Genomic DNA, 14865 nt, shown 5'->3' with positions numbered 1-14865 from the left:
CACCATCGCGCCGGCTCGATCAGTAGGCGAAGACCACACGACGATTCTGGGCGTATGCTTCGTCATTGTTGCCACGCACTGCCGGGCGCTCTTCACCATAGCTGACGATCTCCAGCTGGGAGGGAGAGACACCCTGGACTTCGAGGAAGCGCTTCACGGAATTCGCGCGACGCTCACCGAGGGCCATGTTGTATTCACGGGTGCCACGCTCGTCGGTATGGCCCTGCAGTACGACGCGAGCGTTGCCATTGGAACGCAGGTAGCGGGCATGGGCGACCAGCACTGACTCGAATTCGGAGCGAATGTTGTCGCGATCGAAGTCGAAGTAGATGGTACGGACTTCTGGGATGCGGCCATCGGCCTGCTGACCGGCACGATCGCCATCAGCACCGACTCCAGTGCCGCTGACCTGACCGGTACCCGCTACGCCGGTACCGGCTGCGCCGTTGCGGGTGCCCTCCATAGACCCGTCCTGAGTCCCACCGGTGCTGGAACAGCCGGCCACGAGCGCCAGAGAAAGGGCGATTGCCAGGCTCCTGGCATGCGACTTGAATTGCATCGTCAAACTCCTTGAAGGATTCGAATGAGACGGATCATTGAGCGTTAATTCAGAAACGGCGACCACGCGGGTTCGCGTACGTCACCCTGCGCCGATGGCAACCGGTAGGACGCACGTCCATCGGCCGACACCGCTCCCAACACCCCGCTGTTACCTTGCTGGGTGGCGAAGATTACCATGGTCCCGTTGGGTGCAACACTGGGTGATTCATCCCAACGCGATTCACTGATTACGACCAGCCGACCCGACCCCAGGTCCTGCCTGGCGATCTGGTAGCCATTGTTGCTGCGGTGGACCAGAAAAATGGATTCACCATCGGGAGCAAAGCGCCCGCGGGCGTTATAGTTGCCGGTAAACGTAAGCCGTTCGATATCCCCGCTGCCAATCGTATAGCGATAGAGCTGAGGCCCACCGCTACGATCGGACGTGAACAGGAGGCTACGTCCGTCCGGTGACCAGCTTGGCTCGGTGTCGATATTATTGTTATTGGTGATGCGCTCGAAGTTCCGCGATGCCACGTCCATGATATAGATTTCCGGCTGGCCGTCCTTGGACAGCGCCATGGCCAGCCTACGCCCGTCGGGCGACCAGGCTGGAGCACCGTTGATCCCTTCGAAGGAGGTCGCCCTGACCCGCTGGCCGGTTGCCAGTTCCTGTATATAGATAGCCGGCCGCTCCGTCTCGAAGGAGACATACGCGAGCTTGCGTCCATCCGGGGACCAGGCGGGGGAAAGGATCGGCTCCCGCGAACTCAGGACCTCTTGGCTATTGTGGCCGTCGGCGTCGGCAACATAGAGGGCGAACTGCATGTCATCGCCGGCACCCCGGGCAGTGACATAGGCGATACGCGTGGCGAACGCGCCACGAATGCCCGTTATGGACTCGAAGATCTGATCGCTGATGTAGTGCGCCCCGCCCCGCAGTTCGTTGCTGCTGGCAGTTACACTTTCACCCAGCATGCGACGGGAGCCGCTGACATCCATCAGCTCATAGCGAATACGATAGCCGTCGCCTTCGCGACTGACGCGGCCTACCACCAGGTAGCGAACGTCCAGTCCGCGCCACTGGCCGAACTGCACTTCGTCACCGCTGCTGGGCCTGTCGTACATGGCTCGACGATCAAGGGGTTCGAAGTAACCGCTGCGCTGGAGATTGTCGCTGATAATCTGGGCGACATCCTCGGGCAGGCTTTCACCGTCGGCGGCGAAAGGAACCACCGCGATGGGGGTTGCACGGTCGCTGCCGCGTGTAATCTCAATGGTCAGGTTGGCCTGTGCCAGCGTGCTGAACAACAAGAGTAAAGCGCTCAGCCAGGTCATCATCAGGGCTTTCATCAGCGTACATCTCCCGGTCGAAACCGCAGATTGAATTGTCGAAAGTCACGCTGCGCCAAAGCGGGCAGTTGGCGCAGTTCACCGAACGGTGCGGCGGACTCCACCGCCTGAATGGCAGAGCGGTCGAAGCTGCTATCACCACTGCTCTGCATAATAGTAGCGCCAAACAGCTCGCCAGAGGGTCCCAGTTGGACCTGAACAGTGGCCTCCAGGTTTCCTGATGCACCCGGGGGAATTACCCAGGCCTGTTCCACCGCCCTTCGCACCAGATTGATGAAGCTGTTGGCCGCCTCCTGGGCCTGGCGTGCATTGGCCACGGATTCGCTCTCACCCTCGATGGCGCGATCGAGGCCCTGGCTGGCCTGTTCCGCGGCTCGGCGTGCCTCCTCCTCGCGGCGGCGCTGCTCCTCGGCCTCCTGCTGGCGACGGGCTTCCTCCTCGCGACGGCGCTGCTCCTCGGCCTCCTGCTGGCGACGGGCTTCCTCCTCGCGGCGGCGCTGCTCTTCGGCCTCCTGCTGGCGACGGGCCTCTTCCTCCTCGCGACGGCGCTGGGCCTCGGCTTCCTGGCGGCGGGCCTCTTCCTCGGCTTGACGCTGCGCCTCGGCGGCTTCCTCCTGCTGGCGCTGGCGCTGGGCTTCCTGCTCTTCTCTCAGCTGTGCCTGGCGCTCGGCCTCTTCAGCACGTCGCTGGGCCTCTGCTTCTGCCGTTTCCCGCGCCTCTTCGCGTTGGCGTGCCTCGGCTTCACGTGCAGCCTCCTGCTCGGCCTGGCGCGCGGCTTCCTCGGCAGCCTGCTCTTCCGCAGCGCGTTCGAGTGCTTCGGCCTCGGCCTGCTGGGCTTCTTCCTCTGCCTGGCGAGCCTGTGCCCGAGAGCGCGCCTCCTCGGCACGCTGGGCCTGGTCCGTGGTGGTCTCGGTGCTGACCAGCGTTGCCTGTACGATGGAGCTGGTCAGGGGATCTTCCGGCTGACGCTGCGGCAGGGTGATCACGCTGAGCACCACTACCAGAACGTGCAGGCCAACAGCGAGAACCGTTGGCAGCCCATAGCCGACGGGTCGAACCGGCTGGGTGGGCGCGCGCTGGTCATGTCGAGCCATGGCGGTACCTTTCTCCTCAATCACGCGGCGGTGGTTCGGAGATCAGCCCGACATTGGCCACACCGGCCACTTGCAGGGTACTCATCAGGTTCACGACCTGTCCGTAGGGCACCTGTCGGTCCCCACGCACCATGACCTGGGAGCCCGGCCGACGATCCAGCAGGATCAGCACCCTGTCGGAGAGTTCATCCAGGCCGACCTGGATCTCGTCACCGCCGACCATCAGGAAATACTCGCCCTCACGATCCACCGATACCACGATCGGCTCGTTATCGTCATCGGAGTCGATAGGCTCCGAGGTCACCTGGGGCAGCTCTATCTGCACACCCTGGGTCAGCATCGGCGCGGTGATCATGAAAATCACCAGCAGCACCAACATGACGTCGATAAACGGCACCACGTTGATTTCGCCCATCGGCTTGCGCCGACCATCACGATTGAAAGGTCCTTGCATGGTGCGGCTCCTTCAGGCAGTGCCGGCTTCGCTGCGTCCCTGCAGGTTGCGATGCAGGATGGAGTGGAACTCCTCGGCGAAGTCCTCGTACTTGCCCAGCAATCTGCTCGATTCAGCAGAAAGGCGGTTATAGAAAATAACCGCAGGAATGGCAGCGAATAGACCCATGGCCGTCGCGATCAAGGCTTCGGCAATCCAGGGGGCCACCGTGGTGAGCGTGGCCTGCTGGGTCAGCGAGAGCGCCTGAAACGACCCCATGATGCCCCAGACCGTGCCGAAGAGGCCGATATAGGGGCTGGCCGAGGCGACGGTCGCAAGGAAGACCAGATGCAGAGACAGCCGCTCCTCTTCCCGTGACCAGGCGACCCGCATGCTGCGCTGCACGCCGTCAAGGATGGCGTCGGGGCTCTTGGTCTTCGGCATCAGCCGGTTGAACTCACGGAAGCCGGCACGAAAGACCTGTTCGGCGCCCTGGGTTTCCTGCTCGGAGGGGGTGTCACGGTACAGTTCATTGAGATCGACACCGGACCAGAAGCGCTCCTCGAACAGCTGATGGGCTTGGCGAGCGCGGCGCATGACGAAAGTGCGCTGGAAAATCACGATCCAGGAGAGGATCGAGCCGATCACCAGGATCAGCATGACCAACTGCACCACGGTGCTGGCGCTCATGATCAGGTGTGGAATTGACATCGAGTCGTTCACAGGCATCCTCGTCGAACTTTCAGTTAACCGTTGAGAACCGCGGCAATTGCCGGCGGCCATGGCGTGGGCTTGAGGCGGGCGGTATCCAGGCAAGCGATGTCGACCCTCGCTTCGCACAAGGGTTCCCCGTTACGGGTTATCCTTTGCAGAAAGCTCGCACGACAATGGCCCGCCGAGTGAATGGCGGCGGTGGCTTCCAGGGCATCGTCCAGTAGTGCTGGCTTGGCATAGCGGCACTCGAGACGATGAACAACCAGCTGAATACCGGTTTCCAACAGATCACTCTGGGTGAGGCCGTGATGGCGTAGCCACTCACTGCGAGCCCGCTCCATATATTTGAGATAATTGACGTAATAGACGATACCACCGGCATCGGTATCCTCGATATAAACCCGTATCGGAAGTCGAAACGGGCTCACGGCCTTACCTCTCCAGCGGCATCCAGCGCCTGGTCGTGAGGCGACAGTCCAAAATGCTGCCATGCCTGGCGGGTGACCACCCTGCCCCTGGCGGTGCGCATCATCAGGCCCTGCTGAATCAAGTAGGGCTCGATGACGTCCTCGATGGTGTCGCGCTCTTCGCCGATGGCGGCCGCCAGCGAATCGACCCCTACCGGGCCGCCGTCGAACTTCTCTATCATTGCCAGCAGCAATCGGCGATCCATGTGGTCGAGGCCATGATGATCCACATGCAGCATGTTCAGCGCCTGGTCGGCAATCTCGGCATTGACGCTGCCGCTTGCTCGGACCTGGGCATAGTCGCGAACGCGACGCAGCAGGCGATTGGCGATACGTGGTGTGCCCCGGGAGCGGCGCGCCACTTCGGTGGCGCCATCACGGTCGGTCTCCACCCCCAGCAGCCGCGCCGAACGGGTGACGATCTCGGTGAGCTCCTGGATATCGTAGAACTCAAGGCGCTGGACGATACCGAAGCGATCTCGTAGTGGTGAGGTCAGAAGGCCGGCGCGGGTGGTCGCACCCACCAGGGTAAAGCGTGGCAGGTCCAGCTTTATGGAACGTGCTGCCGGTCCCTCCCCGATGACGATGTCAAGCTGGAAATCCTCCATGGCGGGATAGAGGATCTCTTCCACCACCGGTGAGAGGCGGTGTATCTCGTCGATGAAAAGCACGTCACCCGGCTGCAGGTTGGTGAGCATCGCGGCGAGATCGCCGGCTCGTTCCAGTACCGGGCCGGACGTGGACTTCATGCCCACCCCCATTTCGGCCGCAATGATATTGGCCAGCGTCGTCTTGCCCAGTCCCGGCGGTCCGAATACCAGGGTATGGTCCAGACTTTCATCGCGCCCGCGGGCAGCGGTGATGAAGATCTCAAGCTGTTCGCGCACCCTGGGCTGCCCGATGTACTCGGCCAGCCGCTTGGGGCGGATCGCGTAGTCGACGCGAGCCTCCCCATCATGCTCGTCGGCGGCGATCAGTCGATCGTTATCAATCATGCCAGCCACTCACGCTCATGGGATTCATCCTGCCAGGCGACGGGTGAGCGCCGCCTTGATCATGGCCTCGGTGGAGAGGCCTTCATCCAGGCCCGACAGCATCTTTGCCGCCTCCGTGGGCTTGTAACCCAGGCTGACCAGGGCCGCCTCGGCATCGACCAGGGGGTCCTGCCTGCGCGGAGTCTCGGTGCCACCCGACCCAGCCGTGGCCATGCCGGCTGGCTGCTCCCAGTGGGGGAAACGGTCGCGCATCTCGATGATCAGTCTTTCGGCGGTTTTCTTGCCCACGCCCGGCAGTCGCGTCAACGACTTGATGTCATCGTCCATGACGCAGCGAATGAAGGCGGTTTCATCCATGCCGGAGAGAATCGCCAGGGCCAGCTTGGGGCCGATGCCATTGACCTTGATCAGGGCGCGGAACAGGGCTCTCTCCTGCTCGCGGGCGAAACCGTAGAGCAGGTGGGCATCTTCACGCACGGTAAGGTGCGTAAACAGGGAAACGGATTCCCCAATGCCTGGCAGTGCCACCAGCGTGGTCATGGAGGCCTCCAGTTCGTAGCCGACTCCGGCTACATCCACTACCAGCCAGGGCGGCTGCTTGTCGAGCAGGTTGCCACGCAGGCGTCCGATCATGGGCTTCGCTATTCCAATCCTGTAAGTAACAAGGCATTTAGGGCCACCATGGCGCCACTATACTGTTCGCTCAAGCGACTGACCAGCCCAGCATCAAACAGCGTTCGAGAATTATTCATAACCTCGAAGGGAGTCGACGATCAGGGCTGGTAGTCACGCCACGACCCTCCCCGGCGACGGGTGCGATGACCGCCAAAACTGCCCGTTGTCAGTAAACCAGAACGAGCATGAGCGTGGGTCAGCGCAATGGCCAGCGCATCGGCAGCGTCGGCCTGAGGGGCGCCACCCAGCCCGAGGATGGCGACCACCATATGTTGCACCTGGGACTTGCTGGCGCTTCCCGTGCCGGTGACCGCCTGCTTGATCTGGCGCGGGCCATATTCGCTGACGGGCAGGCCATGGTTGGCAGCGCAGACGATCGCGGTGCCCCTGGCCTGCCCTAGCTTGAGTGCCGAGTCGGCGTTCTTCGACATGAACACCTGCTCGATGGCGAACTCGCCGGGCCTGTGCAGCGCAATCAGCTCGCTGATGCCGGCATAGGCCTGGGCGAGCCGCTGGGCCAGGTCGTCGCCCTGCAGGCGGATACAGCCGCTGGCGACATAGCGTGGCGTCGGCCCACCGACGTCGAGCACCCCGTAGCCGGTAATCCGCGAGCCGGGATCGATACCCAGGATCATCATGTGCAACGTCCCGGAGCCGTCTGGCTGCTGCTGGCCCTATTGCTGTACCCGGCCATGCCGTCTCTCCTCACATGCTCTCGCTGTCGAGATGCCTAGGAGCCTGTCGGATTTGACCGATCGTCGCAGTAGATCAGCGTTAAGTCCGACAGGCTCCTAATATGACACCGGCGCCATCAGGCGCCGGTGAACAGGGTGGCAACGCTGTCGCCTGTTACTCGTTGCCGCTCTCGGCCTTGGCCTTCTGGCGCAGGCGAATGTTGAGATCCTTGAGCTGGTCGGCAGACACCTCCCCCGGGGCGTCGGTCAACAGGCAGCCGGCGCTCTGCGTCTTGGGGAAGGCGATCACTTCACGGATCGTGCGCGCCCCGGCCATCAGCATCACCAGACGGTCGAGACCGAAGGCGAGGCCGCCGTGGGGCGGCGCGCCATAATGCAGGGCGTCGAGCAGGAAGCCGAACTTCTCGCGTGCTTCCTCTTCGCCGATGCCGAGGATCTCGAACACGGTGCTCTGCATAGCTTGGTCGTGGATACGGATCGAGCCGCCACCGAGCTCGGTGCCGTTGAGCACCATGTCGTAGGCCCGCGACAGGGCTCCGGCCGGGTTGGCCTTGAGTTCCTCGGGACTGCACGACGGCGAAGTGAACGGATGGTGCAGCGGGCTCAGGCGGCCGTTGTCGTCGGCCTCGAACATGGGGAAGTCGACCACCCACAGCGGCGCCCAGGGCTGGGTATAGAGATTGAGGTCTTCGCCGAGCTTGACCCGCAGCGCCCCGAGAGCCTCGTTGACGACCTTGGCCTTGTCGGCACCGAAGAAGATGATATCGCCATCTTCGGCGCCGACGCGGTCCAGCAGCTCCTCGATCACGTTTTCCATGAACTTGACGATGGGCGACTGCAGGCCTTCGATGCCCTTGGCGCGCTCATTGACCTTGATCCAGGCCAGCCCCTTGGCACCGTAGATCCCGACGAACTTGGTGTATTCGTCGATGACCTTGCGCGACATGCCGCCACCGCCCGGCACCTTGAGTGCGGCCACGCGGCCGTCCGCGGCACTGGCCGGGCCGGAGAAGACCTGGAAGTCCACCTGCTGCATCAGGTCGTCGACGTCGACCAGCATCAGCGGGATGCGCATGTCCGGCTTGTCGGAGCCGAAGCGGTGCATGGCGTCGGCCCACGTCATGCGAGGGAACTCGGGCAACTCGACGTCCAGCACTTCCTGGAAGAGCTGACGAATCATCGTCTCGGTGATCCCCATGATGTCCTCTTCGCTGACGAAGGACGCCTCGAGGTCGATCTGGGTGAACTCCGGCTGGCGGTCGGCGCGCAGGTCCTCGTCACGGAAGCACTTGGCGATCTGGTAGTAGCGGTCGAAGCCCGCCACCATCAGCAGCTGTTTGAACAGCTGCGGCGACTGCGGCAGCGCAAAGAAGCTGCCGGGATGGGTGCGGCTGGGCACCAGGTAGTCGCGGGCGCCCTCGGGCGTGGCGCGGGTCAGGACCGGGGTTTCGATATCGAGAAAGCCCTGCCCTTCGAGGAAGGCGCGCACGTTATGGGAGATCCGTGAACGCAGACGCAGCTTCTCGATCATCTCGGGACGGCGCAGGTCGATGTAGCGATGCTTGAGACGTACCTCCTCCCCCACCCGGCCATGCTCGTCGAGCTGGAACGGCGGCGTGGCGGCAGTATTGAGGACCTCGACTTCCTTGGCCAGTACCTCGATCAGGCCGGTAGGCATCTTGGGATTCTGGGTTCCCTCGGGGCGCAGCCGGACACGGCCGGAAATGCGCAGGACGTATTCGCTACGCGCCCGATCGGCAGTGGCGAAGGCCTCGGCGGTATCGGGGTCGACCACAACCTGAGCAATGCCATCGCGATCGCGCAGGTCGAGGAAGATGACACCCCCGTGGTCACGGCGGCGATGTACCCAGCCGCACAGGCTGACCGTCTGGTCCACCAGGGTTTCGTTCAGCTGGCCGCAATAATGGCTGCGCATGTCGTATCCTGTTCTGTAGCGTTATCGAAAGGGTTGATCGCAATGGGCGCGGGCTCAGGCTCAGGCCGCGGCACCATCCTTGGCCGGCTTGGGCTCGCCGCCCTTGGCGGGTGGCTTGGCCTCGCCGCCGGTGCTGGCGGTGTCACCGGCGATGTTCTTCTTGCTGCCGGACTTGAAGTCGGTTTCGTACCAGCCACCGCCGGCCAGCCGGAAGCCTGCTGCGGAGACCAGGCGATTGAGTTCGGGAGCCTCGCAGGCGGGGCAATCGGTCAGGGGCGCTGCACTGATCTTCTGCAGTTTTTCCAGACGATGGCCGCAGGCCTTGCACTGATATTCATAGATGGGCATGGTTCAATTCACTCCTGATTCGACAGCGCGCAACCTCCGGCAATATTGGGTCGTGCGAGGGACTTTCCAAGCCTGCCGTGAAAGCCGGACATTATAGCGCGCCTGGCCGGGCCTGTCCCAGCCCTGGCACGCTGGGCCCGTAAAAGGTGGGGCACAACGCGGACCAACAGAAGGAACCCCGCATGAAAGCCGTGATACTCGATGCTGCCAGCCTTGGCGCCGATATCGACCTGTCACCGATCCGCGAACGGGTCGATGAACTCGATGTGCATGAACACACCGCCCCCGACCAGGTTCGGGAGCGCCTCGACGGCGCCGAGGTGGCCATCGTCAACAAGGTGGTGCTGGATGGGGCTACGCTCGACGCCCTGCCCTCGCTGCGATCGATCTGCGTGCTGGCCACCGGCATGAACAATATCGACATGCCGACTGCCGAGCGCCTGGGTATCGACGTGCGCAATGTCACTGCCTACGGCACCGCCAGCGTTGCGCAGCATGCGCTGATGCTGATCCTCGCCCTCGCCAATCGACTGCCGCTCTATCAGCGTGACGTGGCCGCCGGACACTGGAATGTGAGTCCCTTCTTCTGCCTCATGGATCACCCCACGCTGCAGCTCGAGGGCAAGCACCTGGTGGTCGTTGGCCAGGGCGAGCTGGGCAGTCGTGTCGCCGCCCTGGCGGAGGCCTTCGGCATGCGCGTCAGCTTCGCTGCCAGGCCTGGCAATGAAGCCAATGACCGACGTACCCCGCTGGCCAACCTTGCACCCGAAGCGGACGTGGTCACCCTGCACTGCCCTCTGAACGATGCCACCCGACACCTGTTCGACGCCACCCTGCTGGCCACCCTCAAGCCGGGCGCGCTGCTGGTCAACTGCGCACGGGGCGGCATTATCGACGAACAGGCGGCGCTCGATGCGCTGCGCGAAGGGCAACTGGGCGGGCTAGGCGTCGACGTGCTGCCGGTGGAACCACCCCGGGATGGGCACCCCCTTCTCGATGCCCTGGAGGAGTCGCTCAACCTGATCGTCACGCCCCACAGTGCCTGGATCACGCCGGAGGCGCGCCAGCGCATCGTGACGCTGACGGCGGAAAATCTGCGTCAGGTTCAAGCGAACTGAAAGAGAGGGCGCCATGCTGCACAATTTCGGATCGATCAATCTCGACCATGTCTATCGCGTCCCGCACCTGGTGCATCCCGGCGAGACGCTTGCCAGCCGGGCTTACCAGGTGGGGCTCGGCGGCAAGGGAGCCAATCAGTCCCTGGCCATGGCGCTTGCCGGAGGGCAGGTCAGCCACTGGGGGCGCCTGGGGCGACAGGATGCCTGGGCCCGAGAGCGTCTGGCCGATGCCGGAGTAAACGTGGCCCATCTCGCCCTGGTCGACGAGCCCAGCGGCCATGCCATCATCCAGGTGGATGATAGTGGCGAGAACGCCATCATTCTGTTTTCCGGCGCCAATCATGGCTTTACGCCATCGGCGCTCGCTGAGCTTGCGGCATTGGCCCGCCCCGGGGAGTGGCTGTTGGCACAGAACGAGTGCAATGCGCTGCCGGAGCTCTTCGCGAGCGCTCGCGAGCGCGGCCTGAACATCGCCTTCAACCCGGCGCCCATGACGAAAGACGTGGCCCGGCTGCCGCTGGAGACCTGCCAACTGCTGTTCGTCAACCGCGTCGAGGCCGCGGGCCTGGTCGGCTTGCCCGAGTCCTCCGGTGCCGAGGCCCTGCTGGCAGGCCTGCGGCAACGCCTGCCCGAGACCGATACGGTGCTCACGCTCGGTGGCGCTGGCGCCTGGTATCAATCGGGTGATGAACAGTGCTATCAGCCCGCCCTGCCGGTCAAGCCCGTGGATACCACGGCGGCAGGCGATACCTTCATCGGCTATTTCATGGCAGCCCTCCAGGAAGGCAAGACTGTTGCCGGCTGCCTTGGACTGGCTGCCCATGCAGCGGCTCTTTGCGTCCAGCAGTTCGGCGCTGCCGAGAGCATTCCGCTACGGGCCGACGTCGAGCACGCGATGAGCCAGTTCCATGCCTGAAACGCTACCTAGCGCTCATTTTACTTAGAGAAAGGAGTCCACGTGTCCCATTCCATCATCTTCGATACCGACCCGGGCGTCGATGACGCCCAGGCCATCGCCATTGCCCTGCGCCATCCCGAGATCGAGCTGCTTGGCTTGACCACGACCTACGGCAACGTGGACGTGGAGACCGCCACCCACAATGCCTTGCTGTTGAGCGAACTGGCCGGCCGCGGCGATGTACCTGTGGCCCAGGGAGCCGCCGGCCCCATGGTCAAACCGCGTCACCCGGCACCGGCCCACATCCATGGTGCCAATGGCCTTGGCAATATCGACCTGCCCGCCGTAACGGGCTGCAGGGATCCACGCAATGCCGCGCAGTTCATTGTCGATACGGTAAATGTCCGCCCCGGTGAGGTGACCCTGGTCGCGGTAGGGCCTGTGGGCAATCTTGCTGCGGCGCTACAGCTTGACCCGGAGCTTACCGAAAAGGTCAGGCAGGTGGTGATCATGGGCGGCTCGATCGGTGAGGGTGGCAATGTCACGCCAGTCGCGGAAGCCAACATGTTCAACGACCCTCATGCCGCCCAGCGCGTGCTTACCGCCGGGTGGCCGCTGACCCTGGTGGGACTCGATGTAACCCACCGCTGTGTACTCACGCAAGAGCACATGTCCCGTATTGAGGCGGGTCAGGGCGAATTGGGCAAGGTGCTCGCGGGAAGCTATGACTTCTATCGTGACTTCTACCGGGAATTCCTCGGCATCGATGGCTGCTGCCCCCACGACAGCTGCGCACTGGCTTGGCTGCTACGCCCCGAGCTGTTTACCACCGCGCCGGGTCACCTGTCAGTGGTGACGGAAGGCGCGGCCGAGGGGCAGACCATCTTTGCACCGGAGGGTCGCGGCTTCATCCAGGAGCGCTGGTCCCAGACGCCGCTGGTCGAGGTTTGTCTCGAGACAGACGGCGATGCCGTGGTGGAGTGGATTACCTCCACGCTGGCCTGAACGGCTAGCCTGTATGACCGTGCCTGTCTGGCTAGCTCTTGAGGCTATAGCGTGACGAAATTGTCCGGGTCCCTAGGCTCGAGCGACTCGAGCTCCACGTGGGTGACCCGGGCATTCGGCGGACCTTGCCAGAGCCAGGTCGCGACCTTGTTGACCGCATCGCTCTCACCGCAAAGCATCACCTCCACCTGGCCATCGGGAAGGTTTTTCGCATAGCCCGTAACGCCGTGTTGGAGCGCCTGATCCTGGACCGCTTTGCGGTACCACACGCCCTGAACCTTTCCCGCCACCACTGCCTTCACACAGCGCTTGCTCATGGCACATTCTCCCTGTGAGATATCGTCCTGTCGTTCTAACATCCCGCGCGTCTATCCACCAGCCGCACGCTTCTTGCAGCTAGGCATCATTTCATGGCGTCGAGGTTAAGTCGGTTCTCGCCGCTGGCGTAATGCTCTAACATTTACTGATGGGAACCTGTCGCTGCCACAAGCGACGGCAGGCCCATAAACGGCTCCGATCGGGCCAACAACAAGACTACAAGCCATCCTCACAAGGGAGTAACACCATGCGGGTCTTCGATCATCCCGAATTCGATCATCATGAGCAGATCGTCTTCGGCAGTGATGCCGCCAGCGGTCTGCGCGCCATCATCGCCATTCATGATACTCACCGCGGTCCGGCCCTGGGTGGCCTGCGCATTTTCCCCTATGCCAGCGAAGCGGAGGCCCTCACCGATGTTCTGCGCCTCTCCCGTGGAATGAGCTACAAGTCGGCCCTTGCCGATTTGCCGCTGGGAGGCGGCAAGGCCGTGATCATCGCCGACCCGCGCCGGGACAAGACCCCGGAACTACTGCGTGCCATGGGGCAGCTGGTTGACTCCCTGAGCGGCCGCTACATCACGGCGGAAGACTCCGGTACCAGCGAAGCCGACATGCGTTATATCCACGAAAGCACAGCCCATGTCAGCGGCCTGGCTCGTCGCCCCGGCGAGTCCGGCGACCCCTCCCCCTTTACCGCCCATGGTGTTTTCTGTGCCCTGCAGAGCGCCATTCGTCATGGCCTGGGACGAGCGGACATGGATGGCCTCAGAGTGGCCATTCAGGGAGTCGGCCATGTCGGGGCGCATCTGGCGCGTCAGCTCCACGCTGCAGGAGCCCGCCTGGTGTTGACCGATATTGACCAGAAGGCCCTGGAGCTGTTGGCCGGAGAGGTCGACGCGACTACCACCACGCCGGCTGCGATATTCGATGCGGAGGTGGATGTCTTCGCCCCCTGTGCCATGGGAGCGGTCCTGACTGCAGATGTGGCAAACCGCCTGCAGGCAGCTGTAGTGTGCGGAGCGGCCAACAACCAGTTGGCGACGCCGGACGTGGCGGATCTGCTGCATGACCGGGGCATTCTCTATGCACCGGATTATGTTGCCAACGCCGGCGGCGTCATCGAGGTCGAGTACCAGCGTCACGAGGACTATTCACGCAAGGCGGTGATGGCTCATGTGGAGCGCATCACCGCGACCCTCGACGAGATATTCGAACGCGCCGGGAATCGCGGCACAAGCCCGGCGGCCATTGCCGATGAACTTGCCCGTGAGCGGCTTCTGACATAGGCCAGTCCTGGCATGCGTCGGGCGGCCTGGGCCGCCCGACTCAGCTTTCCAGCAGCTCCCGCCTCACCAGGACGGCTCTGTTTCGTGGGATGATCTTTCGCCCCTGGGCCAGCAGATGACTCCTGATGAAGGCCGCCCCGAACAGCAGGATCAGCGAACTGTAGTAGACCCACAGCAGGATCATGACCACCGAACCGGCGGCACCATAGGTGGAAGCGGTTGCCGTATAGGCAAGATAGGCGGCGATGGCGCTGCGCCCGATAGCAAACAGAAGTGCAGTAATCAAAGCCCCCAGCAGGACATCCTTCCAGGCCAGCACCACATCTGGCAACACCTTGAAGATTGTGGCAAAGAGCGCGGTGAGGACTGCCAGTGTCACTATGAACTCAACCGCCGCGGTCAAGGGGCCGACGAAGGGTACCAGGTCGTCGCCGGCCACAAGCAGTGCGCGAAGCATAACGCCGAAAACCAGTGAGACCAGCAGGATAAAACCGATGGCGAGCACCACGGCCAGTGACATCAGGCGTTTCTGAAGAAACAGCAGCAAGCCGTTGCGACCCGGCTTGGCGGTCACTCCCCACATGGTGTTGAGGGAAAACTGCATCTGGGCGAACACGGTGGTGGCGCCTATCAATAGAGCACCGACCCCGAGCAGCGTCGGCATCAGGCCACTCTCCTCGATTCTCGATGCCGCGACTGCCTGTTCGACGGCGGTTGCTGCCTCCTCACCAAGGACCCCTTCCAGCTGGGCAACGATCTGCCCCTGAGCCGCTTCCTCGCCAAACACCACGCCAATGACCGTTACCGCAATGATGATCGTCGGAGCCAACGAAAAGAGCGTATAAAAGGCCAGTGAGCCGGCATAGCTGAAGGCATTGCGCTGAAGCCATAGCTGTATGGAGTCATGAATCACCCCCCACCAGAACGTCACGATATTGGTCTTCACTCCGCCTCCTTGTGATCTGGATACAACCGAATGGCTCCGTTG

At 63.0% G+C, this 14865-nt stretch carries 17 protein-coding genes; 4 read left to right on the top strand and 13 right to left on the bottom strand.

Annotation, left to right across the window (positions count from 1 at the left end; genetic code table 11):
* Positions 1–19 precede the first annotated feature (19 nt).
* The 11 genes from pal to KZO25_RS08510 all read right to left on the bottom strand — a co-directional run bounded on the left by pal (position 20) and on the right by KZO25_RS08510 (position 9250).
* Positions 20–559, bottom strand: coding sequence for a peptidoglycan-associated lipoprotein Pal (gene pal, locus KZO25_RS08560; RefSeq protein WP_066448022.1), 540 nt, complete (start codon positions 557–559; stop codon positions 20–22).
* Between the two features lie 44 nt (positions 560–603).
* Positions 604–1893 (bottom strand): Tol-Pal system beta propeller repeat protein TolB, encoded by a 1290-nt coding sequence (gene tolB / locus KZO25_RS08555; protein ID WP_066448020.1) that lies wholly within the window; start codon positions 1891–1893, stop codon positions 604–606.
* The gene (tolA, locus tag KZO25_RS08550) at positions 1893–2987 is read right to left on the bottom strand and encodes a cell envelope integrity protein TolA (protein ID WP_223136622.1); all 1095 of its coding nucleotides are present in this window, start codon (positions 2985–2987) and stop codon (positions 1893–1895) included. Before tolA ends, tolB begins: the two co-directional genes overlap by 1 nt.
* 16 nt (positions 2988–3003) lie before the next feature.
* The gene (gene tolR, locus KZO25_RS08545) at positions 3004–3441 is read right to left on the bottom strand and encodes a protein TolR (protein ID WP_223136621.1); all 438 of its coding nucleotides are present in this window, start codon (positions 3439–3441) and stop codon (positions 3004–3006) included.
* Between the two features lie 12 nt (positions 3442–3453).
* Positions 3454–4131, bottom strand: coding sequence for a protein TolQ (tolQ, locus tag KZO25_RS08540; protein WP_262488911.1), 678 nt, complete (start codon positions 4129–4131; stop codon positions 3454–3456).
* A 35-nt stretch (positions 4132–4166) separates the two neighbouring features.
* Positions 4167–4562, bottom strand: a complete 396-nt coding sequence (gene ybgC / locus KZO25_RS08535) for a tol-pal system-associated acyl-CoA thioesterase (protein WP_316935616.1) — start codon at positions 4560–4562, stop codon at positions 4167–4169.
* The gene (gene ruvB / locus KZO25_RS08530) at positions 4559–5596 is read right to left on the bottom strand and encodes a Holliday junction branch migration DNA helicase RuvB (protein ID WP_223136618.1); all 1038 of its coding nucleotides are present in this window, start codon (positions 5594–5596) and stop codon (positions 4559–4561) included. Before ruvB ends, ybgC begins: the two co-directional genes overlap by 4 nt.
* Positions 5597–5620: 24 nt before the next feature.
* Positions 5621–6229, bottom strand: a complete 609-nt coding sequence (gene ruvA, locus KZO25_RS08525; RefSeq protein WP_223136617.1) for a Holliday junction branch migration protein RuvA — start codon at positions 6227–6229, stop codon at positions 5621–5623.
* 140 nt (positions 6230–6369) lie between these two features.
* Positions 6370–6909: a crossover junction endodeoxyribonuclease RuvC gene (ruvC, locus tag KZO25_RS08520; RefSeq protein ID WP_223136616.1), complete on the bottom strand. Its 540-nt coding sequence runs from the start codon at positions 6907–6909 to the stop codon at positions 6370–6372.
* Between the two features lie 211 nt (positions 6910–7120).
* Positions 7121–8902 carry an aspartate--tRNA ligase gene (gene aspS / locus KZO25_RS08515; protein ID WP_223136615.1) on the bottom strand — a complete coding sequence of 594 codons (1782 nt, stop codon included), beginning with the start codon at positions 8900–8902 and terminating at the stop codon, positions 7121–7123.
* A 60-nt stretch (positions 8903–8962) separates the two neighbouring features.
* Positions 8963–9250 carry an FmdB family zinc ribbon protein gene (locus KZO25_RS08510; protein WP_066447988.1) on the bottom strand — a complete coding sequence of 96 codons (288 nt, stop codon included), beginning with the start codon at positions 9248–9250 and terminating at the stop codon, positions 8963–8965.
* Between the two features lie 182 nt (positions 9251–9432).
* Here KZO25_RS08510 and KZO25_RS08505 point away from each other — a divergent pair, with 182 nt between their 5' ends.
* The 3 genes from KZO25_RS08505 to KZO25_RS08495 are packed head-to-tail and all read left to right on the top strand — an operon-like array spanning position 9433 to position 12271.
* Complete coding sequence (locus KZO25_RS08505) at positions 9433–10368, top strand: D-2-hydroxyacid dehydrogenase (protein ID WP_223136614.1); 936 nt, start codon at positions 9433–9435, stop codon at positions 10366–10368.
* A 13-nt stretch (positions 10369–10381) separates the two neighbouring features.
* The gene (locus KZO25_RS08500; RefSeq protein WP_223136613.1) at positions 10382–11284 is read left to right on the top strand and encodes a ribokinase; all 903 of its coding nucleotides are present in this window, start codon (positions 10382–10384) and stop codon (positions 11282–11284) included.
* 42 nt (positions 11285–11326) lie between these two features.
* Positions 11327–12271 carry a nucleoside hydrolase gene (locus KZO25_RS08495; protein WP_223136612.1) on the top strand — a complete coding sequence of 315 codons (945 nt, stop codon included), beginning with the start codon at positions 11327–11329 and terminating at the stop codon, positions 12269–12271.
* Positions 12272–12315: 44 nt separating this feature from the next.
* Here KZO25_RS08495 and yccX read toward each other — a convergent pair whose 3' ends face one another.
* Positions 12316–12588 carry an acylphosphatase gene (gene yccX, locus KZO25_RS08490; RefSeq protein WP_223136611.1) on the bottom strand — a complete coding sequence of 91 codons (273 nt, stop codon included), beginning with the start codon at positions 12586–12588 and terminating at the stop codon, positions 12316–12318.
* A 248-nt stretch (positions 12589–12836) separates the two neighbouring features.
* Here yccX and KZO25_RS08485 point away from each other — a divergent pair, with 248 nt between their 5' ends.
* On the top strand, positions 12837–13877 hold the full coding sequence (locus tag KZO25_RS08485; protein ID WP_223136610.1) for a Glu/Leu/Phe/Val family dehydrogenase: 1041 nt from the start codon (positions 12837–12839) through the stop codon (positions 13875–13877).
* A 40-nt stretch (positions 13878–13917) separates the two neighbouring features.
* Here KZO25_RS08485 and KZO25_RS08480 read toward each other — a convergent pair whose 3' ends face one another.
* On the bottom strand, positions 13918–14823 hold the full coding sequence (locus tag KZO25_RS08480) for a YihY/virulence factor BrkB family protein (protein ID WP_223136609.1): 906 nt from the start codon (positions 14821–14823) through the stop codon (positions 13918–13920).
* Positions 14824–14865 lie beyond the last annotated feature (42 nt).

The sequence above is a fragment of the Halomonas sp. ANAO-440 genome, assembly GCF_019915905.1.
Lineage (GTDB): Bacteria > Pseudomonadota > Gammaproteobacteria > Pseudomonadales > Halomonadaceae > Halomonas > Halomonas chromatireducens.
The sequence above is the reverse complement of the archived record's forward strand: the minus strand, read 5'-3'. Positions and strand labels throughout refer to the sequence as shown.